Annotated in this window: 27 protein-coding genes; 8 read left to right on the top strand and 19 right to left on the bottom strand. The window is 66.0% G+C overall.

The window, feature by feature from the left end; genetic code table 11:
* Positions 1–8 precede the first annotated feature (8 nt).
* Complete coding sequence (locus tag VGQ44_20725) at positions 9–623, bottom strand: PH domain-containing protein (protein ID HEV8449262.1); 615 nt, start codon at positions 621–623, stop codon at positions 9–11.
* A 103-nt stretch (positions 624–726) separates the two neighbouring features.
* Between VGQ44_20725 and VGQ44_20720 the strand changes: the two genes are divergently transcribed.
* The gene (locus VGQ44_20720) at positions 727–1,605 is read left to right on the top strand and encodes a glycosyltransferase family A protein (GenBank protein ID HEV8449261.1); all 879 of its coding nucleotides are present in this window, start codon (positions 727–729) and stop codon (positions 1,603–1,605) included.
* 2 nt (positions 1,606–1,607) lie between these two features.
* Positions 1,608–2,945 carry a glycosyltransferase family 4 protein gene (locus tag VGQ44_20715; GenBank protein HEV8449260.1) on the top strand — a complete coding sequence of 446 codons (1,338 nt, stop codon included), beginning with the start codon at positions 1,608–1,610 and terminating at the stop codon, positions 2,943–2,945.
* A 20-nt stretch (positions 2,946–2,965) separates the two neighbouring features.
* Here VGQ44_20715 and VGQ44_20710 read toward each other — a convergent pair whose 3' ends face one another.
* The 4 genes from VGQ44_20710 to VGQ44_20695 all read right to left on the bottom strand — a co-directional run bounded on the left by VGQ44_20710 (position 2,966) and on the right by VGQ44_20695 (position 4,883).
* Entirely contained in the window at positions 2,966–3,310 is a 345-nt protein-coding gene (locus tag VGQ44_20710) for a hypothetical protein (GenBank protein ID HEV8449259.1), read from the bottom strand.
* Positions 3,311–3,365: 55 nt separating this feature from the next.
* Positions 3,366–3,770, bottom strand: a complete 405-nt coding sequence (locus tag VGQ44_20705; GenBank protein ID HEV8449258.1) for a VOC family protein — start codon at positions 3,768–3,770, stop codon at positions 3,366–3,368.
* Between the two features lie 28 nt (positions 3,771–3,798).
* Positions 3,799–4,227, bottom strand: a complete 429-nt coding sequence (locus VGQ44_20700; GenBank protein ID HEV8449257.1) for a hypothetical protein — start codon at positions 4,225–4,227, stop codon at positions 3,799–3,801.
* Positions 4,228–4,337: 110 nt separating this feature from the next.
* The gene (locus tag VGQ44_20695) at positions 4,338–4,883 is read right to left on the bottom strand and encodes a class I SAM-dependent methyltransferase (GenBank protein ID HEV8449256.1); all 546 of its coding nucleotides are present in this window, start codon (positions 4,881–4,883) and stop codon (positions 4,338–4,340) included.
* Positions 4,884–5,010: 127 nt separating this feature from the next.
* Between VGQ44_20695 and VGQ44_20690 the strand changes: the two genes are divergently transcribed.
* Entirely contained in the window at positions 5,011–5,418 is a 408-nt protein-coding gene (locus VGQ44_20690; protein HEV8449255.1) for a biopolymer transporter ExbD, read from the top strand.
* 280 nt (positions 5,419–5,698) lie between these two features.
* Here VGQ44_20690 and VGQ44_20685 read toward each other — a convergent pair whose 3' ends face one another.
* From VGQ44_20685 to VGQ44_20660, 6 genes are all read right to left on the bottom strand, one after another.
* Positions 5,699–6,121: a nuclear transport factor 2 family protein gene (locus VGQ44_20685; protein HEV8449254.1), complete on the bottom strand. Its 423-nt coding sequence runs from the start codon at positions 6,119–6,121 to the stop codon at positions 5,699–5,701.
* Positions 6,122–6,354: 233 nt separating this feature from the next.
* Positions 6,355–6,789: an HIT family protein gene (locus tag VGQ44_20680; protein HEV8449253.1), complete on the bottom strand. Its 435-nt coding sequence runs from the start codon at positions 6,787–6,789 to the stop codon at positions 6,355–6,357.
* A 15-nt stretch (positions 6,790–6,804) separates the two neighbouring features.
* Positions 6,805–7,179 (bottom strand): hypothetical protein, encoded by a 375-nt coding sequence (locus tag VGQ44_20675; protein ID HEV8449252.1) that lies wholly within the window; start codon positions 7,177–7,179, stop codon positions 6,805–6,807.
* Positions 7,180–7,216: 37 nt separating this feature from the next.
* On the bottom strand, positions 7,217–7,663 hold the full coding sequence (locus VGQ44_20670) for a VOC family protein (GenBank protein HEV8449251.1): 447 nt from the start codon (positions 7,661–7,663) through the stop codon (positions 7,217–7,219).
* A gap of 10 nt (positions 7,664–7,673) precedes the next feature.
* Positions 7,674–7,964 (bottom strand): hypothetical protein, encoded by a 291-nt coding sequence (locus tag VGQ44_20665; GenBank protein ID HEV8449250.1) that lies wholly within the window; start codon positions 7,962–7,964, stop codon positions 7,674–7,676.
* A gap of 19 nt (positions 7,965–7,983) precedes the next feature.
* On the bottom strand, positions 7,984–8,490 hold the full coding sequence (locus VGQ44_20660) for a hypothetical protein (GenBank protein ID HEV8449249.1): 507 nt from the start codon (positions 8,488–8,490) through the stop codon (positions 7,984–7,986).
* Between the two features lie 344 nt (positions 8,491–8,834).
* Here VGQ44_20660 and VGQ44_20655 point away from each other — a divergent pair, with 344 nt between their 5' ends.
* The 4 genes from VGQ44_20655 (at position 8,835) to VGQ44_20640 (ending at position 12,975) form a co-directional block, all read left to right on the top strand.
* Positions 8,835–9,176 (top strand): PadR family transcriptional regulator, encoded by a 342-nt coding sequence (locus tag VGQ44_20655; GenBank protein HEV8449248.1) that lies wholly within the window; start codon positions 8,835–8,837, stop codon positions 9,174–9,176.
* Between the two features lie 15 nt (positions 9,177–9,191).
* On the top strand, positions 9,192–11,900 hold the full coding sequence (locus VGQ44_20650; GenBank protein HEV8449247.1) for an ABC transporter permease: 2,709 nt from the start codon (positions 9,192–9,194) through the stop codon (positions 11,898–11,900).
* Positions 11,901–11,910: 10 nt separating this feature from the next.
* Complete coding sequence (locus VGQ44_20645; GenBank protein HEV8449246.1) at positions 11,911–12,162, top strand: winged helix-turn-helix domain-containing protein; 252 nt, start codon at positions 11,911–11,913, stop codon at positions 12,160–12,162.
* Between the two features lie 75 nt (positions 12,163–12,237).
* Positions 12,238–12,975 carry a hypothetical protein gene (locus tag VGQ44_20640; GenBank protein HEV8449245.1) on the top strand — a complete coding sequence of 246 codons (738 nt, stop codon included), beginning with the start codon at positions 12,238–12,240 and terminating at the stop codon, positions 12,973–12,975.
* 3 nt (positions 12,976–12,978) lie between these two features.
* Here the strand turns inward: VGQ44_20640 and VGQ44_20635 are convergent, their stop codons facing one another.
* Positions 12,979–13,659 (bottom strand): hypothetical protein, encoded by a 681-nt coding sequence (locus VGQ44_20635; protein HEV8449244.1) that lies wholly within the window; start codon positions 13,657–13,659, stop codon positions 12,979–12,981.
* 137 nt (positions 13,660–13,796) lie between these two features.
* Here VGQ44_20635 and VGQ44_20630 point away from each other — a divergent pair, with 137 nt between their 5' ends.
* A complete protein-coding gene (locus VGQ44_20630) occupies positions 13,797–14,417 on the top strand; it encodes a hypothetical protein (GenBank protein ID HEV8449243.1) in 621 nt (206 codons plus the stop codon).
* Here VGQ44_20630 and VGQ44_20625 read toward each other — a convergent pair whose 3' ends face one another.
* The 7 genes from VGQ44_20625 to VGQ44_20595 form a co-directional block, all read right to left on the bottom strand.
* Positions 14,418–15,143, bottom strand: a complete 726-nt coding sequence (locus VGQ44_20625; protein HEV8449242.1) for a LytTR family DNA-binding domain-containing protein — start codon at positions 15,141–15,143, stop codon at positions 14,418–14,420.
* Complete coding sequence (locus tag VGQ44_20620; GenBank protein ID HEV8449241.1) at positions 15,130–16,242, bottom strand: histidine kinase; 1,113 nt, start codon at positions 16,240–16,242, stop codon at positions 15,130–15,132. The genes VGQ44_20625 and VGQ44_20620 overlap by 14 nt, the downstream gene beginning before the upstream one ends.
* A 463-nt stretch (positions 16,243–16,705) precedes the next feature.
* Entirely contained in the window at positions 16,706–17,569 is an 864-nt protein-coding gene (locus VGQ44_20615) for an NmrA family NAD(P)-binding protein (GenBank protein HEV8449240.1), read from the bottom strand.
* Between the two features lie 31 nt (positions 17,570–17,600).
* Positions 17,601–18,035, bottom strand: coding sequence for a hypothetical protein (locus VGQ44_20610; GenBank protein ID HEV8449239.1), 435 nt, complete (start codon positions 18,033–18,035; stop codon positions 17,601–17,603).
* A gap of 139 nt (positions 18,036–18,174) precedes the next feature.
* Positions 18,175–18,393, bottom strand: a complete 219-nt coding sequence (locus VGQ44_20605) for a hypothetical protein (GenBank protein ID HEV8449238.1) — start codon at positions 18,391–18,393, stop codon at positions 18,175–18,177.
* Between the two features lie 39 nt (positions 18,394–18,432).
* Positions 18,433–18,870 carry a hypothetical protein gene (locus VGQ44_20600; GenBank protein HEV8449237.1) on the bottom strand — a complete coding sequence of 146 codons (438 nt, stop codon included), beginning with the start codon at positions 18,868–18,870 and terminating at the stop codon, positions 18,433–18,435.
* 51 nt (positions 18,871–18,921) lie between these two features.
* Positions 18,922–19,106: hypothetical protein (locus VGQ44_20595; GenBank protein ID HEV8449236.1), on the bottom strand; the 185-nt coding region annotated here is incomplete at its 5' end.

Raw genomic sequence — 19,106 nt, 5'->3', positions numbered from 1 at the left:
GTCCAGGCTCAGGTCGGCGCGACGGCGCTCACGTCGCGGCCGCAGAACCGGCACACCTTCGCCTTCACGAGAATTCGCTCGGCGCAATACGGGCACTCGCGTTCCTGGCGTTCGTCGGGCAGGTAGCCGCCCGGCGGCGCGGACACGGCGGCGCGTGCTTCGTCGGCGGCGCTGATCGCCGCCTGCACCTGGCGTCGAAACTCGAGCGGGTCGGCGATTCGCGTGAACTCCTCTCTCGTTCCACCGGTGCCGGTGACCTCGATCGAGCCGTAGCCGAGCATGCGGCCTGTCAGGCTCTGGTCGACGCCGACCCCTTCGACCTTCGAGAGCATCGTCTCCAGCGTCCGACGGCGAATCCAGCCCACCTTTATCACGACTCGCTTGTCGGTGACGGCGAACTCCGACGTCGCATAGGTCAGCCAGGCTCGACCAAACGTGTAGGCCGCGATCGCCCCCGTGACCGCGACCAGGACCCACCACCAGTGCCCTGCGGCGATCGCGATGATCAACGCGGCAACCGTGAGCGCGCCGACAATCGAGGCCGTCGTGAAGATTCCTTTGTGTAGCCGGGCGCGATAGCGAATCGTTTCGCCCGGCAGCAGCTGCGAGTCTACGTATGACATGCAGGACACCCTACTAATGAAGGTGGCTTTGTCGGTGGAGAGCTTAACAATACGCACCGGCGGCCGTCTTGCACGTGTGACCGTTTGCTAATATGACCACTGCGTGACCTTCCCCGGCCGACTTCCGATCTCCGTCATCCTCGCCACCATCGAGCCCCCCCCATGGCCCGACCTCGCGAACTGCCTGGAGGTTCTGGCACCCCAAGTGGCTGCCGTTGGCGGGGAAATCATCGTCGGTGACGGGCACGGTGCCGCGTTGGATGCAACCGGCGCCGCGGGCTCGAGGGGTGTGTCATGGGTCCGGATTCCCGGAGCGTCGGTGTTCGAGTTGCGCGCGCGAGCCGTCGAACGAGCTCGCGGCGAAATCATCGCCCTCACCGAAGATCATTGCCTCGTCGGCCGCGATTGGTGCGAGCAAATCCTGAATGTGTTCGCGAGGCATCCGAACGCGATGGGCGTGACGGGCCCGGTGCTCAATGGATCGACGGATCGCCGGATCGATCAGGCCAACTTCCTACATTCCTTCGCGAGCTGCATTCCGCCCGTGAGCAAGACGCAATGCTCGCGGTGTCCGCCTCCGGCCAACGTCGCCTTTCGACGGGCGGCGATAGGGCCGGGACCAATTCCTGCAGGCCACATCGAGCTCGAACTCGGCCCGCAACTCTTTGGGCAGGGTTTGTTTCACGTTCACGACGGAATCACGGTGACTCACGTGCAGTCCCATGGTTTCTGGCTCACGCTGCGAGCGCATTTTGACAACGGCCGCTCGACCACGGGATTGCATCCCGTTTCGCTCACTCGCCGTCAATTGCCATGGAATCTCCTTCGCGGGTCGCTGCGCGCGATGAGTCCGGAGGCGCGTGCAACTCGGGCCGTTCGAGAAAGCCTCCCGTTGATGTTCCTGTTGTCCTGTTGTCACGCGGCGGGTGAAGTGGCCGGAATCGTCGCCGGTCCCGGCCGCAGTCCCGCGCGACTTCGATAGTCGTGCCTCTCCGCGTAGCGAAAACGTCGAGCCAACTGCGGTCGTTGCGCATCGTGCAGGTGTCGCCGGCGTACGCTCCACTCGTCGGCGGCGCGGAACGCATGCTGCAATCGGTTTCGGAGCGGCTCGTCGAACGCGGTCACGACGTCAGCGTGCTCACGTTCGATTGCGCGGCCCTGCCGGACTTCGACTCGCCGCGCGGCGCCGGGCTGACGCCGAGCGAAACGATCAACGGAGTGCGGGTGACGCGAGTCGGTCCCGCGAGCCCTCGGTTCCAGAGATGGCACCAGTGGTGGTTGAAGCAGCGCGGTGGCTGGCGGACTTCGGCATGGTTGTTCAGCGACAACGTTTGGCCGCTTCGCCCGCCGAGCGGTCTCGGTCTCGTCTTACCGCTCGCGCGCATGAAAGCCGACGTCGTCGTGTCGGCGAATTGGCATTTCGGAATGTCGTACTGGGTGTGCCGCCCGCGGCACCTCCGCAGCACACCGCGAGTCGCGTTTCCGATTCTGCACATCGAGCGAGAGTGGGCGCACAACCCGATCTACCCGCGGATGTTTCGCGACTGCGACGGCGTCATCGTGTGCACCGAGGCCGAACGCGATTTTGTTCGGGCGCGCGGCGGTCACACGATCGCGGTCTCGGGCGCCGGTGTAGACCCCGGTCACTTCATTCGTCGAGACGGTGCCGCGATCAGAGCTCGCTACGGCATCGGCGACCGCGCGGTCGTCGGCTTCGTCGGTCGACAGGACACGAATAAGGGCGTCCCAACGCTCATCGAAGCCATGCGCAACGTGTGGCGGCGCTTCCCCGACTCGGTGCTTCTACTCGCCGGCCAAAGCGCGCACCGCGGAGAGAGAGTCTCCGAGATGCTCGACGAGCTCACCGAGGAGAATCGCGCCCGCGTCGTGCTGATCGACGATTTCGACCAGCGAGACGCGGCGTCGATCATGGACGCCTGTGATCTGCTCGTGTTGCCGTCGGTCGAGGAGTCGTTCGGCCTCGTGATGATCGAAGCGTGGATGTGCGGCAAACCGGTGATCGGCGCCGACATCGCGAGCACACGCTGCATCATCGACCACGGTGTCGACGGCTGGACCGCCAAACCGTTCGACGCAACCGATCTCGCGGATCGGATTCTCGACCTACTCGCCGATCCCGCGAAGCGCGCGGGATTCGGCGAGCGCGGCCGCACCAAAGTACTGTCGCGGTACACGTGGGATCGCGTGACCGACGTCTGGGAGTCCGCGCTCCGGCGAGCGGCCCGCCGTTCGCACAATCGAGCGCCGGCGTCACACGAGCGTCAGCGAATTCCGGCAAGCATGAAGGGCGAGGTGTCCTAGCGCCGCTCGGCCGTCCGCACCTATGCGGTGGGGACGAGCGTAATCTGCACGTCCTGCGTGTGCACGATCTCACAGCTGCACGGCCGCGGCGTGCTCGTCACCTGAATCGACTCATGGACCGGCGTAAAACCGGTCGCGGTGACGTCCACCGAGTACGTCCCACCCGATCCTGTAACCGGGCACGTGGAGCTGCATGAAAAGGACCTGACCACGGCTCCGGAAACGGCGACGGTCGCCGTCACCGGGCCGCCGGTCGACGAGGCGATCGCAATCTCGAGCGCGATCGGCGCGGCGCACGGCGGCAGAATGCACGGCTCTTCGCTGCAGCCAGTGAAGGCGAGCGCCGCGAGCAGGAAGTATCGCATATCGACTGAACCGAGCTTTGCGTCGCCGCGTCACTCCCCCCCGCGGCGGAAAGGATCAGCCGTTCGACATGCGCGCCGACGCCATCGTCGGCTCGAAGAGTTCCACCGGATTCCCCGAAGGGTCGTCGACGATGACCTGCTTGCCGCCGACACCAGTCACCAAGCTGTTCCGGAAATGGACGCCGGCGTTGTTCAACCGCTCGATCGTCGCCGGCAAATCCGCGACCTCGATCGCGAAACGATTCCACCCGCCGGGTTGCTGCGTGGTACCGTCGGGCATCGGTTGACCGCCGCCGGCGGACGGATTGGGTGCGCTGAGCACGAGACGCAGCTCGCCGCGCGTGAGCATCGCGAACGCGGGGGCCGGATGCATTTGAAGCTCGAAGCCCAACTGCTCGACGTAGAACGGAATCGCCTCGTCGACGTCGTCGACGATGTAGCGGACTTGAACACTGGCCATGGTGATATGCCTCGTCGGATCGGTCGCGTCACGCCGACGGCGGGCGCGGAACGTCTGGCGGAAACGGAACTCCCCGGGGCGGCACGGGCGGTCCTACGTGGCCGAAAATTCGCCCGGCCTCCGGTCGCGAGAAGACTGTCGCGATGCGCTGTTCGAACTCGACCATTGCGGGGTTGGGCGCGTGAGCCGACAACAGCTTGGGCAGCTCCGGAATCGCCGCCACGATCATGTCGCGTTGTGCCTGCGTGAGCCCAGCCTCCGGCAGAAGAAAAGACTCGAGGTGTTCCCGCCAGAGCTGAATCCGAAGCTCGGGCCGGACTTCGTTGACGAGCACACGCCGGACCACCATCGGGAAACGGCCCAGATCACTCCAGTTCAGCGGGAGCTTTTCCGGATGCTCGTGGATCCACCCTCGGAGCTCGGACCGCCACGCCGGATACCACTCGCAACTCGCCACCGAGACCACCTCCTTCTCAACTATCAAGTAAGGGCGGGCATCAGCTGAAAGCGAACCTGGCGGCGCTTCAAAGCGGCCTGGGCTGAACCCGGTCTATTTTGGCGCGACGGCTACGGTCGCGTGGCGGCGCCGACGTAGAGAATTCCTGAATACATCGACGGACGCGTCGCCGTGACGGTCGCTTCGACCAGCCCCGCCGCGGCGGCCATCTTCGGCCATCGCGCGACGGGAATCGGATGCGGGACCCACGGGCTCGGCAGCCGCCGGTCGTACTCGACGACGATGACTCGCCCTCCGCCGCGCAGGGTCTGAGCGAGACGCGTCAGCGTCCCGGTTGCGTCGCGAACGAAGTGCAACGCATTCGCGAAAAGAATTCCGTCGAGTGGCATGGTTCCCGTTCCCAGACCGGGCAGCTCGAGCGGGCGCGTGAAGTTCGCGCGCACGGGCACGATGCGCACGTCGCTGTCGCCCGGCAGGTCCGCGAGCGCACGCACGGCAGTCACATCATCGTCGACCGCGTAGATGGTGCTGCCGGGACCGAGAAGCGCGGCCAACGCGCGAGTGAACGTGCCGGTCCCCGCGCCAAGGTCGGCCCAGACGCCTTGGCGTTTACCGACGGCGTCGCGAAGCAGATCGATCGCTTCTTCAATCTCCATCGAAGGCCACGCTCCCGCGATTGGATCATGAAACCGTAATCAATTGGCCATCGAGCCGTCACCTCCTCCCAACGAGCGGCTAACCCGGATGTACTACCATGGGCCTCACCAACCTGCGAGGGGAGCGATGACGGCCAAAACGCAATCCGTTCTATCCGCGGAGCCCAACGTGACGCCGATGATCGACGTGCTGCTGGTCGTAATCATCGTATTCATGGTCGCGATGGTTCGAGTGCGCCATACGATCGACGCAGTGTTGCCCAGTCCGTGCGTGGGCGCTTGTGGGGCCTCGGCACAGGTCGTCCTCGAGGTGTTGCCCGGGCCGAGTTATCGCATCAACAAGCGGCCAATCTCCGAGCATGAGCTCTTGCCCGAGTTGAACCGCGTCTACGCGTCACGGCCGGAGAAGATCATTCATGTCGCCGGAGATCCACGCGTTCGCTACGACGACATCATCGCGGCGATGGACGTCGCGAAGTCGGCGGGGGTGCGTGTGATCGGCATAGCGCCGAAGGCACTGTCAGCCGACAGGTGACGCTGCCAATCGGCGCGTGGCGTACCCGCTGGTTAGCTCAACCCGCCTGCCTTGTACCACGCCCGATGAGGGGAGGCGTGGTTGCACCGCGGGCACTGTGTCCAAGAGAATCGTGCCTCGCACGACGGACACTGTCCCTGCGATGCAAAGGTGTCGAATGCGGCGCCGCATCCATCGGGGGCGCACACCCAGGTCATTCCGACCGAGGGCGAAAACCCGCATCCGGGGCAAGCGATCTCCGGGCGAGGAAATCCGCGGGGGACCGCGCCTTCGAGACGGCTCATTTCACCGCGCTCACGTGCCCGCCGACGACGCGCCAATCGCCGCCTTCATCGCGGGCCCACACGCGGGTGTATTGATACGTGCCGCGATCGAGCATGCCGGCCATGTCGACGACGAGCCGTGTTCGCAAGCTGGCTATGGCCACCCGAGCCCCGACGCGCCGCACTCGGAGCTCTTCTGGAACGTGCTCACGAAATCGCACGACGCCGGTCGCGTGCGCGTCGAGATCCTGCCTCTTCGTCGACAGTTGCCCGTTCGGCCCGACGAACAGAAGATCTTCCCCGATGAGCTCATCCAGCGTCGCGACATCCGCGGCGAGCTGCGCGGCCCGCAGCCGAGTCTCCAGTGCCACGATCTCCGGATCGGGCGCGCCGACGAGGGCCGCATTCAGCAACGTCAGGTCGGCCGGCGTCGAAGTCACGAAAACTTTCCCGTCTCGAGAAAACGAAGGATGAGCGCGTGAACCGTCTGGGCACCATGAGCAGCGGATGCCATTGCAAACCTGCCGGTCCAGTGAATTTACGATACACCGGGCCGAAGACCGGCCAACGCGGCAATTGGTCGGCCAGCTCGCTCCCCGCGTTCGGCGGACCCAGCATTACGACGCGGTGCACGCATCGACGCCGGCGATCTCCCCAGGCCACCCCTCTTCAATCACTCCGCCTGCGCCAGCAAACGCGCGTGAGCGTCGAGCGTCTGCCTGTCCGCCTCGGGCACGCGACTCAAGTCGAAGACGATCTCGCCGTCGACGATGCGGGCGAAGCGGTCCGAGGTCAGATGATGCGGGCCTTGCTGCGGGACGATGATAAAATGCGCGTGCGCGACGCCGTAGCCGTGAACCAAATAGCCGACCCGCTGAAGAGGAAAGACGGCGCGCATTCGGCGCCCTATGCGCTGCGCGACGGTCATGATGTGCGCCGCCACGGATTCGGGAACGTCGCTGAAGTGATCGACATGGGTGTTGGGGATGATGAGGCATTCCCCGGGCGCCGTCGGCTGCAATGTCATGAACGCCGACACCAAATCGTCGCGATAGACGAAGCTCGCCGGCGCGCGCTCGGCGACGATCTCACAGAAGATGCACGGCATCGCGCGTCAGCGAAGTCAGTGAGCGTGCGTGCCGATTCGGAACGCCGGGAGGAGACACGCGCTGTCCGGTTCGAACGCGTCGCCGCCGGCCTCTTGGATCGCGGCGACGAGCCATCGCGGCGCCTGCGTGTGGCCCGGCTCGACGTCGACGAGGACGACTTTGTTCGGGCGCGGCGGGAGAATCGTCTGAATCGTCCGCAGGAGATCCGCGCTGTCGAGCGCGGCGTGCAAGAAATGGTACTGCCTCTCGCCCGACTGCCGTACCACGACCAGCGATTGTCCGTCTCGGCAGATTCGAGCCGCGTCCTTGCGCAGCTCCACATTGGTCGATCGCTGGCAGGCGGCGACTGCGGCGGCGGCAATGACTGATCGCAGAATGAAAGCGCGCATCCGGATCTCCTAGCAGCGGTCGAATACAACATACGCACTATCCCGCGGCCGGTCGCCCTCCGAACGAGACGACGTTGCCGTCGGGGTCCTCGATATAGAAGTCTTTCGTCCCCCAGTCCGTCGCCTGGAGCGGCTGGGAAATCGTGATGCCGTTTGCGACACACCGCTCGTAGAACGCCTCGATGCCGTCCACACCAGCCGCCGCGTCGAGGTGCTCGTGCTCGCGTCGTTCCCGTCGATAGGTATCGCTCTTCGGCGATTCCTTCAGGTGAAGCTCGAGACCGTCGAGATGGCCGATCGCGTAGAAGCCCTCCCACGGATCGCCGAACGTGAAGCCGAGCTTTTGATAAAACGCGATCGAGCGATCCAAATCCTCGACCAACAATTGGGGAGCCAGCGACGTGAGTCGCGGCGCTGTGATGAGCGAAAGCTCCATCGGCTGTGCCTCCAGTTGTGAGCCGAAGCGACGAATGACGATCGCCACGGGTGCGTCATCAGTTGCGCCAATCCGAGTGCGTGCGGTTGTATGCCGTGACGAACGCCGACGTCCCCGCGCCGTCAGGTAGCCCGCGCAGCGTCTTGAGAATACCGGTCAGGTCGATCGTGTGCGACTCGGTAAACGATCCGTCGTCCGCGACCTCGCTTGTGCGCGGGGCTTCGATCTCGTTGATGTCCTGCATGGCCGCTCTCAAATCCACACCCACGCGCGCCATCTGGGCCTCGAGATCGGCCATGAATGCTTCGATGTTCCACCGTTGGTCCGGCGACAATTCCTCGTCGTTCATTCGTGCCTCGGTCAATGCATCACGGTCCGGGAATGTCGGCCTTGGACCGACGCCGGATTGGAGCGATCTCCTCGTCGCCGACGCCAAGGCTGTGCAAGTCGTCGGCCGATGCCAGCCTGGCACCGGAACGGGCTCGCCGGGCTATGAGCAGCGTCGCGATCGCCGAGCCGGCGCCCATGACGGTGAGCAGCCCGAAATTGATGATCGCCAATCGCGGCGACCAGGCTCTTCCGCCCGTCGACGCGAGAAAAAGCCAGTAAAGGAAACCGGCCCCGGCGCCGAGGGAACCGACGAGAGGCAGCGAGAGCTTGTTGAATCGCCGGCCGCGCGCGGTGAGCGCCAGGACGCCGGCAAACGCCACCCCCAACAGAAACGACGCGACCGAAAACCTGCCGGCGACTCGAAGCACTTCCACGACCGAGGCTCGGCCGCGGAGCCACGCGAACGCGCCAACGGCCGTCGTGACCGCGCCGATGCCGACGGCGAACGTCAATCCCGTTCCGATCATCCCACGAACGACTCTCAACCATCGCGGCACAACTCGTCCCCCAAACTCGAAGTCGCTTTACGCCGTAAAGTAGAAATGCCGGCGACGCGGCGTCAACGGTTCCGATGGTTTACCACTCCGCCGCGTAGACGAACCCGGCCGGCGAACGTCCGAGCCATCGCAGCACGACGAGCGCGTGCTGGCAAGCGCCATGCGCCAGAATTGCCAGGGCGTCGCGAGGCCGGTCCGGTCTCGTGCCGAGCCGTTCGGCATCACGGGCGTGCCGAGTGGCCGCTCGGCGCTTGACAGCAGACGTGTCGAACTCCTACTTGTGGATCAATAGGAGTTCTACATATCAACCCGGACCCTCGCGCGCCCCCCCCATGGCCGGTCTCGACTCGAAGAAGAACGAGCTGCTCAAGGGCACGCTCGACATGCTCGTCCTGCAGACGCTGAGCGTCCGGCCGCTGCACGGGTACGGCATCGCGCAGCAGATCGAGGCATTGTCCGAGGACGCGCTGCGCGTCGAGCAGGGCTCGCTCTATCCCGCGCTCGAGCGCCTGCAAAAGAAGGGCTGGATCACGTCGCGGTGGGGCGAGTCGCCGACCGGACGCCGCGCGCGCTACTACACGCTCACCGCCGCGGGCCGCCGGCAACTGGGCAACGAGATCTCGAGCTTCGACGCCATGCTCGTCGCGATCAACCGCGTGCTGCGGCGCGCCTGAGGCCGCGAGAGAGTCATGTCACTCCTCGATTCGGTCCGATACCGGCTGCGGGTGTTCACGCGGTCGCGCCAGCACGAGCAGGAGCTGGCCGAAGAGATGGAATTTTTCGTGAACGCCGAAGCGCGCCAACGAGAGCACGCGGCTCGCGGCGACGTCTCGGCGAAAGCGGCGCGAGACGGCGCGCGGCGGCGCTTCGGCAACGCGACGTACTATCGCGAAGAAGCACGGCGAATCTCCGGACTCGACGTCATCGACACGCTGGGGCAGGATGCGGCATTCGCGCTCCGCACGTTCGCGCGAACGCCGGTGTTCACCGCGGTCGCCGTCGCGACGCTCGCCATCGGGATCGGCGCGAACACGGCGATTTTCAGCGCCGTCGACACGCTGCTCCTCACGCCGCTGCCGTTCAAGGCGCCCGACCGTCTCATGAACGTCGCCCTCACGGTTCCGGCGACCAGCGCGAGCCGCGCGCGCGACGATCTCGTCTGGTCGTATCCGAAGGTCGAGGCGTTTCGGGAGAGTCAGAACGTCTTCAGCGATCTCACCGCCTGGTTCAGCACCCAGAACACGGTGCGCGTGGGCGACGACGCGCTGCGTCTCTCGGGCGAGTTCGTAGACTCGCACTACTTCGCGACGTTGGGCATCGTGCCTGCCCTTGGCCGCGCGATGCTTCCGACGGAGAACCGCGTCGGCGGTCCGGCTGTCGTCGTGATCTCCGACGAGCTGTGGCGCGCCGGGTTCAACGCCGATCCGTCCGTCATCGGCAAGCGGATCGACGTCGACATCGCGACGTTGACCATCATCGGCGTCGCGCCACCGGGCTTCGCCGGAGTGAGCGGCAAAGCCAAGCTCTGGCTGCCGTTTCTGAGCGACCCGCCCGTCTGGGACAACGCGCTGTTTCGCGACCCGTACAATCACTCCTTCTTTGTGATCGGTCGGCTGGCGCCCGGCGTGACGCCTGACCGCGCCGCGGCGATCTCGCGCGAGCTGGGCCCCCGGATCGACGCGCGTTTTCCCGAGACCGGCCCGCATTCGCGTCATTGGGGGATCGCCGCGCGGACACTCGACGCGACGCGTATCAGGGACGACGACCGTCGCACCCTCTTTCTGTTGTTCAGCGCCGTCGGCATGGTGCTGCTCGTCGCCTGCGCCAACGTGGCGAATCTGTTTCTCGTGCGCGCCGCGGGCCGGCGCCGCGAGATCGCGGTGCGGCTGGCGATCGGTGCGTCGCGCGCTCGCCTGATCCGCCAACTCCTCGTGGAAAGCGTACTGCTCGCGATCGCCGGCGGAGTGGCGAGCCTCGCCGTCGCGTGGGTCGGCGTGGGAATCATCTCGGAGGTCCGCCCGGGGCTCTGGAGCTCGCAGAGCGATAGCGGCGTCGGCACGGTGTTCACGGACCAGATCCATCTGAACATCGCGGCGTTCGCGTTCACCGCCGCGATCGCGCTCGCCACCGGGCTGGTCTTCGGCCTCGTTCCCGCGATGCAGTCGACGCGGCCCGAGTTGACGGAATCGTTGAAAACCGAGACCGGCGTAGCGTCGCGCTCGGCGATCTCGCGCCGCCTTTCGATGCGCGACGCCATCACGGCCTTCGAGATCGCGCTCGCCGTCGTATTGCTGGCGGGTTCCGGAGTTCTCGTGCGCAGTCTCGTTCAACTGGTGGCCATTCGCCCCGGTTTCGACCCGCAGCGCGTGCTTACGATGCGAGTGAACCGCGCTGCGGCGTGGTCACGGGATTCCATTTCACGGTTCTACGACGTAGCCGTCGATCGACTTCGATCGCTTCCCGGCGTGAAGGAGGTCGCGATCGCCGATTGTTCGCCGCAGAGCGGAGGGTGTAGTGTCGAGAACGTCGATGTGCTCGACCGCGCGACGGGGCCGCAGCGGATCGGAACCGGCCTGCATTGGATCACGCCCAGCTGGACCGACGTGCTCCACGTACCTCTGGTGCGCGGACGGTCGATCGAGAGGTCGGACGCGATCGGCGCGCCCCTTGTCGTGGTCGTGAGCCAAAGCGCCGCTCGTGAGTTCTGGCCGAGCGACGACGCGATCGGCAAGCGCCTGATTCTCCACGCCCACGACACGGCGCGCGTGGTCGGCGTCGTGGGCGACGTTCGGTTCTACGGCGTTCAACAGCCGCCACGGCCGGACATCTACATCTCGTACTATCAGTTTCCGATGAGCTTTCGGATGATGGTCCACATGCTCACGGCCGGCGACCCCGCGGTGGTCGCCGAGCCGGCTCGCCGCGCGCTGCGCGAAGTGGCACCCGGTTTCCCCGTCTACGACGTGGCGTCGATGGAGACGCGTATCGGTTCGGTGCTGGCCGGGTCGCGGTTCTTGGCGCAGTTGTTGTCGCTGTTCGCCGTGCTTGCGCTCGTGCTGGCGACGATCGGCACCTACGGCACGATCTCGTACGCCGTCGCCCAACGCACGCGGGAGATGGGCGTTCGCATCGCTTTGGGGGCGACACCGCGCGATCTCACGCGTCTCGTCGTCGGGCGCGGGCTCGTGTTGGCGGCGGCGGGCGGCGCTGTGGGTTTGGTCGGAGCGTCGGCCGCAGTGCGCCTCATTCGCGCCCAGCTCTACGGCGTCGAACCGACGGATCCCGTCACGCTCGTGGGGATCGTCGTTCTGTTGGCGATTGCGGTCGTCGCCGCGAGCTGGGTCCCGGCGCGGCGCGCGGCCGGGATTCCAGCCGTCGAGGCGCTTCGCGGAGGATGAGAGAAGACTCATGAGTGACAATATCGACTTCATTCCGGTGCGACGCCGCCGGCTGTCGGAAGAGCTGGCCGACCGGATCATGGGATCGATCGCGGCGGGGCGGCTTCGGCCGGGCGATCAACTCCCTCCGATTACCGGGATGGCGCGGTCGTTCCGCGTCGCGCCGGCGACGGTGCGGGAGGCGTTGGCTCACCTCGAGGCGAAACGGATTGTCGAGATCCGGCAGGGCGCGGGCGTTTTCATCGCCGCCAGTGCGGCGTGACGCCTGACCGGCGCGCTTGATTCTCAGTCAGGAGGCCGCATCATTGGCGGCACACCTGCGAGGAACTCGAGCTCCATGCGCGACACTCTGCTAGCGATCGTCGTCTCCGTCGCCGCACCGTTGGCCGCCGAGGCGCAGAACCCGGCCGTGGTCTGGGCCACCGATTCCACGGCGCCTTGCGTCGGGGTCACTGTTTCGGTCAACGCCAACGCCGCGAAGTTGCAAGCGCTGGTCGGACCGCGCTGGCGCGTCGTGCCGTCGAAGGACGGGACGGCAGCGGCGTCGCTCTTCGTCACGCGATGCCCGAAGAGCGCGGTGGGCGATCGTCGCATCGGCCCAGCGACGATCGCGGCCGTCATCCTCGCCGTCGAGTCGCGAGCCGACGCTCCCGGCGGCCCGCGCGCGCCGGTCGTGCCATTGGTGTTCGGTGAAACGGGAGCGCCAATCCCGGAGTTGTTTCGCAGTAATGCGTTTGTCGTTCGCGCGGCGTCCGTCACGCTCGCCGTCGATTCCGCGGCGTTGCCGCATCGCGCGAGTTTCGCCGTCGTGACGCCGGGCGGACTTATCGACGGCACGGCGATTCCCTCCGACAGCTCGACCGTGCGATCGCTCGACAGCCGGCTATCGGGAACCGACCCGAGCCGCGTGTCGGAATTCAGCGGTCCGGAATGGATGCGTCGATACCAGGCGTCCGCCGCGGTGCTGACGACGGGAACGACGCTGTTCTCCGAGTTAGGAGTCGCGACGATGCCGACCACCGCGCTCTACGACGCGGATTTCGGCTGGCGCTTCGCGTTCCAGGTGAAGAAGTAGCGATCAGCCGACGTACGTGTAGGTGAAGCCCTTCTCCTGCGCGCGATTCGTGACGATCACTCCGGCCGCGACCACTCGCGCGTTGGGCGTCACGAGATTCGCACGAAGATCCGCCTCGACGTCCGCCGCGGTGAGCCCGGCTTCGGACGCGACCGCTCGCGCGAGCCGTCCCGTCGCCAACCCACAGACGGCGACGATCACGCCGCGCTTCGCGAGATCGGTCGCGGTGCTCGCTTGCGGATTCCGCACGGCGGACGCGCCGCCGTCGTTCACTTTCTGCGACTCGCCCAATTTGTATTTGGCCCACATCGCGTCGTTGAATCCGAAGACGGTCGCGAGGTGCCGCACGCACACGATCACGTTGACGTCGGCATCCTTGAGCTGATAAATCGGTCCCGTGTTCGCCGAGAGAAAGTTGCGCGAAAACGCCCAGCCCATCGGCCCGTTCTCGACGCTCGTACAGTCGTAGATGTTCTTGTGTTGGCCGGTGAGTTCGTCGAGCCACGCGTCGGCCGGATGCGTCGGTCCGCGCGAACGCGCGGGTTGCGCGGGTTGCGCGGGTTGCGCGGGTTGCGCGTCAGCAGTGGACGGAATGGCGGCGGCGCCGGCGAGCGCGGCACTCGCCGCGGCCAGTCGAGAAAGGAAGGAACGCCGAACGACGGCGCCCTGAAGCGGAGAGCTCATGGTGACTCGAGTTGGGATGAAGGAACCGCCGGAGAATGTCCCTCCGGCGCCCGCCCGCCGCTACCGTTCGCGGCACACCGAGCACCGATTCCTGACTAACGCTGGCGGCGCGGCGCGCTCGGGCGCAGCGTGCGGCCATGAGACTCCGTCACTCGCTGCTCGCGCTCGCCCTCGTTGCCGGCGCCGCGACCACATCGCCGACGGCGATCGCGTGGATCGCATCGGGCGCCGAAGGAGAACGGGCCATCCAGATGCCCGACACGCTCGGCGCAAACTTCTCGATCGGCGACAGCGTCAACAAATCCGGCACGACCGCCGACTACGACGCGCTTGTCGGGACGTGGGAATTTCGGTTTCAGAACCGCGACGGCCAGGGACGCTTCGGGCCTCCGTTCGTCGGGCATTGGACGTTCGAGAAGAAGCCCGGCGGCGGATTAGTCGAAGATCGCTGGCGCCCCGACAATCCGTCGGCGCCGATGGGCCAGACGCTGTACACGTATCGGATCTTCGACGAAGAACGGAAGGTCTGGCAGATGTACGGGACGTGGCCTGGGAGCGGAGAGATCGAACCGGGGCTCACGTGGTCGGACGGCGTTTCGCGCTTCGCGATTCAGCATAGCAAGAACGGCCTCTCTCGCATTCGCTACCTGCGGATCGACAAAAACAAGTTCCTCTGGCGTTCGGATCGAAGCGTGGACGGCGGCAAGACGTGGATGCGCGACGCCGGTACTATGGAAGCGAAGCGGATCTCGCAGTAGCTAACGCGAGCGCTTGCGGACCGCGGCGGCGACCGCGGCGCGCCGGCGGCGAGATACCGGCACCTTCGCGCCGCTGGCGAGCACCGCGGTCAAGTCGCCGGAGCCGTTCGTCGCGAGCGCGCGCACACCGTCGACTCGAATGAGCGCCTGGCGATGCGCGCGGACGAATCCGTGCGTCGCGATTCGGCGCTCGAGATGCAGCAACGACTCGCGCAGCAGATAACTTTTGGCGCCGACCCAGACACGCGCGTAGTAGTCCGCGGCCTCGATCCAATCGATTTCGTGTAGCGGAACCACGACGACGCCGCGAGAGGTCGTGACGACGATGCGCGGATCGCGCTCCGCCCGGCCGCCGGCGAGCCGTTTTTCGACGCGCTTGATCGTGGCCGCGAATCGCGTCTCACTCACCGGCTTCACGAGATAATCCAACGCCTCGGCGTCGAACGCGCGGATGGCGAACTGGTCGTACGCCGTGAGGAACACGACGACCGGCATGCGTTCGACGCCGCGCCGCTGAATCACTTCGAACCCGCCGATCTCGGGCATCTGAACGTCGAGAAAGAGCAGGTCCGGACTCACCGAGTCCAAAGCCGCGAGGACCTCTCGTCCGTCGCGGCATTCACCCACGACCGCGTATCGAGGATACGGCGCCAGCAATTGCCGCACGCCTCGGCGCGCCGCGGGCTCGTCGTCGGCGATCAGCACGCGCCAACTATTGCGTGTCATCGGTCCGACCTTCGTCGACGACAATGTCACGATACGGAATCCGCAGCCGCGCGATCGCGCCCTGGTCCGGAGCGGGGACGAGCTCCACGGTCGCCGCATCGCCGTATAGAGTGCGCAGGCGTTCGCGGGTGTTTTCGATGCCATGTCCGCCCGCCTGTTGCGGTGTTCCCGTGAGTCCGCCGCCGTCGTCGCGCACCGTCAGCTCGAGCATGGCCCCATCCCGCCGCGCCGACACCGCGATTCGCCCGGCCGCCGATCGCCGAGCGATGCCGTGCCTCACCGCATTCTCGACGAGGTGCTGAAGCGCGAAGCTCGGCACCGCGGCGGACAACAGTTCGGGCGGAACGTCGATGGTCGGCCGCAATCGATCGGAGAAACGGGCCTGCTCGACGGCGAGGTACTGGCGGAGCAACGCGAGCTCGTCCTCGAGCGACACTTCGCTCGCGCGCGAGCGGTCGAGCGTCGTCCGGAGCACGTCCGAGAGCTGCTCGATCACGCGAGTTGCCGCGACGTTCTCGCCGTCGCGCACCAGAACGTTGACGGTGTTGAGGCTGTTGAACAAAAAGTGCGGGTTGAGCCGCGCCTCGAGCGCGGCGAGACGCGCGCCGGTCAATTGGTTCGACAGCCGCGAGACCTGCGCCTCACGATCGCGCGCCTCGGCGAAATAGCGGAGCGCGTGTTCCACGCCGACGATCGAAAAGTAGACCCCGGCGCCGAAGGGAAACGTCGTGAACACCCAGCTCAGGTAAAATCGGCCGATGCTGCCGTCGAACGAATTCGGCAGCAGCGCCATCCTGAGAAGCGTGCCGCCTCCCGCCCACGCGAGACAAAAAAGCAGCGCGAACGCGACATGAATGGCCACGTTGCGCGCCCTGATCGGATGCGCGAGGGGAAATCGCCGCGACAGCACGATGACGAACGGCGTGAGCACGCCGTAGAGCAGCCAATCGAGCCCGTTGAACAGCACCTGGCGATAGCGAATCGTCTCGCCGAACAGACCTTGTTGGGCGAGCGAGTCGAGCGAGCCGAGTACCGCGGGGAGAATCCAGATCGTGGAGACGACGATCCACGGTGGCGGGCGTATCGATGGCGTCTGCACGCGGGCACGCTACAGCCCGGTATCGAGCCCCGCAACGTGATAGCCGTTCGCTGCGGCCGGGGTACCGTTCACCGAAACTCGAGAACAGCAGGCTGAGCTCCGGCATCATTCGAAGACTACGCGGATTGACCCACCAACTCCCAAATACTCCATGGAGCATAGCTCCGCCGTCCACTGATCTTCCATCCTCTCGCCTTGAGCGCGCGAGCCAACTCGCGGCGAAACACACCATGGGTGACGACGGCGACGACCGAGGACGTCGCGCGGGCGCGACACGCCTGCTCGCACCAACTCGCCGAGGCGTCTTCCAAGATGCCGGCGGCATCATAGTCGCTGCGCCATCGCTCCAATGCCGAGTGATTCAGAGGAAGCCACGCGGGGAGCGAATGCGCCTCGGTCCGTGGCGAATGAGCAGAATGCGGACGATGACCCTACGCGGTGGTTCGGCGAAAGTGTCTTTCTGTCAGGCCGAGCGGTTGAAGGCCGCCGCGTTATCAATGGCCCAGTTGGCGAACGTGCGCGCCGGCATGCCCGTGACTTCCGCCACGGTGGACGTGACGAAGGCCGGGTGACCGAGCGCGGCACCCCACGCCGCCAGCAACATCTCGACGACCTGCGGCGGCCAGGTGCCCGCCGTCTCTCGCCGAAACTGGTCCGGCGAAAGTTCCTCGAAACGGAGCGGCCGTCCTATCGCTTCGCCGATGGCGTGTACTTGCTGCTCGTGCGTCAACGCTTCGGGGCCGGTGAGAACGTAGTCCGCTCCCGCGTGACGATCGTCGAGCAGTGCGCGCGCGGCGACGGTGGCGATGTCACGCTCGTCGATCGGCGCTGTTGCCGCCGCGGCGTACGGCCAACGCACGATGTCGCCCACGCGAGTTTGCGGCGCCCACCAATAGAGCGCGTTCGACGAGATCATGCCGGGCCGGAGCATCGTCGTCGGCACGCCGCCGCCCTCGAGTAGGCGCTCGATTTCAGCGTGCACGGCGCGCAACGCGTTCGGCTGCTGAAAGAAGGGATGCGGCGTCCGATGTGGCGACGAGAGGTGAACGATGCGCGACGGCGCTGCGGCCGCGAGTCGGTCGATCACGGCCGCGGCGGCCTCTAGCCCTTCGGTCCAAACAAAAAATGCCGGTCCAATGCGATGGAACGCCGCGTCGAGCGAATCGGGCGCCGTCAAGTCGCCCGTCACGACCTCGACGCCGGCTGGAAAGTCCGACTCGGTCGGCCGACGCGTGAGCGCGCGGACCGGCGCGCCGAGCCGAGCCAATTCGTCGACCAGATGACGCCCGGTTCGACCGGTGGCGCCGATCACGAGAATGGGCTTCAACGTTCGTGACTCCCGACAACGGCGACGCGGCTCACGCGTCCGCGTGGCGATCTTTACTGAACCAGATGAGCTCCACCGGAGCTCCGTCGACGAGGATCATCGCGGCGCGCACGCCTTCGGATGGCGATCCCGGTGGGTAGATCACTTCTTGTCCTTCGAGCGCCGCATCGAGATCGTCGACCTCGAACGCCACGTGGGGCAGAGTCTTGATCGCCGGGTGGAGCGGGCTGCTCGCCGAGTACCGCATCCACTCGATGCCGAACGGGCTGGTCGAGAAGCCGGAAACGTGGACGCCGAATGCTTCCAGGTTCTTCTCGTTCGGGTGTGGCTGGTCGGTGGGAATTCCAATGTGATGATAGCGCCACCCGAGCTTGGAGATGACTGGAGGCGGCTCGTCCCCCCGCCGCTGCACCGACCGGATGAGCGAAGAAAGCGTTGATTCATTCGACGCGTCGGCGGGTTTCATCGTCCCGCGGGCGGCTGCCAGAGCTCGACCTTGTTTGGGTTTGTCATCCGAGTCGGTCCAAGTGAACGCCGTGCCGCCCCACGCCAGTGAGTCGCCTCATGTCGGCCTCTTTTTCAATTTCAGTGCTCGCTTACAGCCTCTAGAGCAGGTAGCCGACGACGCCAGTACCATCCTCGGCGACGAGCCCCTGGAACGCGGCGCGATCGCCGAAGCCGTCGCGCAGGTACTCGGCCGCCGTGATGCCGCGCGGATTCGGGTCGCCGAGGCCGGCGAGATACGCGACGAATTCGGCGGCCAGACGCCCGATTGCCTCGGCGTCGTCGGCGCGCGCGCCTCTCAGGATAAATCCGGATTGCATGGATCGGTCGTGGAGTCTCGCGAATGTCGATGCGCGCGTCTACCGTGAGAGCAGGACGCCGATGAGCAACCCGAGTCCCGTGCCTAAGCCAATACCAGCCGCGAGGTAGCTGCTCGAGTTGTCGGGATCGAGATATCGACAGGGCGGCCCCGCCGGCACGTTCACGCACGCCGGCTTGTGCGCTTGCGCGTACTGATGGCCGAGCACCGCTCCCACCAGCGCGCCGAGAGCCGCGCCGACCCCGGCATATTTGAGCCGCCGAGACTCGTCCTTGTTTGAATCGGCTCGCGCGGAGCGCAACGCGCTCGCAACGTCGAGGACTAGCTGGTCCGTGGAGGGCGATAGTGCAACCGCATGTCCGTCGCGATGAGACTGCCGCGTGATCCCGGCCGGCTGTTGCGCCGACAGCGGCCCGGCAATGGCGAACGACGCAATCAGCGTGAGTCGAGCAAAGGCGACCCTTTTTGAGGGCTTCATCGTCTCCCAGGCTGTTGCTCTCTGATTCATTAGCCAAGCGGCAATGGTATTCTATAACAGGTGCGGAGACGTTAGCCAGGGATGGCCGACAGTCGTCTGCGCCAGCGCGCGCCGAAGCCAAGCGCTTTGGCCGGGGTCGAGGCGCGGCACCACGGCCTCAAAGTCGGCGGTGTCTTTTGGCGTCAACGATTTGGCCTTGTACAGCAGGACGATTTCCGGCGCGAGATACGGTGCCA

This window comes from Gemmatimonadaceae bacterium (genome assembly GCA_036003045.1).
Lineage (GTDB): Bacteria > Gemmatimonadota > Gemmatimonadetes > Gemmatimonadales > Gemmatimonadaceae > JAQBQB01.
The sequence above is the reverse complement of the archived record's forward strand: the minus strand, read 5'-3'. Positions and strand labels throughout refer to the sequence as shown.